Source organism: Streptomyces boncukensis, assembly GCF_011045075.1.
Classification (GTDB): Bacteria; Actinomycetota; Actinomycetes; order Streptomycetales; family Streptomycetaceae; genus Streptomyces; species Streptomyces boncukensis.
Map to the genome: position 1 here is coordinate 1 of NZ_JAAKZZ010001042.1, position 891 is coordinate 891.

Annotated in this window: 1 protein-coding gene; it reads right to left on the minus strand. The window is 72.1% G+C overall.

Features of this window, described 5'->3' with window-relative positions; translation table 11 throughout:
* On the minus strand, positions 1–851 hold an 851-nt coding region (locus G5C65_RS37830; protein ID WP_165303601.1), incomplete at its 3' end, for a hypothetical protein.
* Between the last annotated feature and the right edge of the window lie 40 nt (positions 852–891).

Sequence of the window (891 nt, forward strand, 5' to 3'; positions counted from 1 at the left end):
GGTGCGGAGTTGTCCGGACGCGTCGGGGACGGCGGTGCGGACACGGGCACGGACACGTCCTGGGCGGCCGGGGGCGGGATGTCCGGGACGCCCTGTGACCTGCTGTCCGTCGTGTCCGGACGCGCGACCGGGGGTGTGTCCGGCGCGGTGTCCGGGCTGACGGACGGGAGTGCCGGGCCCGACGCCCCGTAGACGGCCTGGAGGTACGCCTCCACGCCCCGCATGCGCTGCTGCTCGCCGAGCAGTACGCGCCCGACGGCCAGGTCCTCGCGCTTGGACTGGAGCCAGCCGGCCGCGTCCTCGCCGAGCTCGACGCGGAACAGGCGGAAGATGACCCACCACAGGCCCTTGGCGACGACGGAGACGAAGGCGCCGATGATGCCGACCTCGACCATGTCCAGGTGGGCGCCGTCCACGACGACGGCCGTCACGACGATGGCGAGCCCGACCCATCCGGCCCTGCTCACGGCGCGGGCGCGGTCGGGCTCGTACCGCAAGAGCCACTGGATCATCAGGCAGACCACCCAGGGCACTTCGAATGCGCAAGCTGCCAGGTAGCCGGTCGCCTCGTGTCCGGGGACGAGTCCGCCGAGGAGCCGACCGATCGCGGTGGTGGACCACACGACGGCGATCAGGGTGAGGAGCACCGCGATGGTGATGACGGCGCGGAGGTAGAGGGCGTCGAGGTTCCGGGGCGGCGCGGGCTCCCACTCGTAGTAGGTCTGCCGTGTCGTGCGGGTCTCGCCGTTGAACGTCGTCTCGACCAGCCGGGTCCGCCGGACCTTCTTGTAGCGGACGCCGGGGATGCGGGGGTGTCCGGACTCGGTGTCCGGGCGTCCGGACGTGGCCATGGTGGTGTCCTTCGCGTGTCGGCGGTGGTTCAGCTGGTGG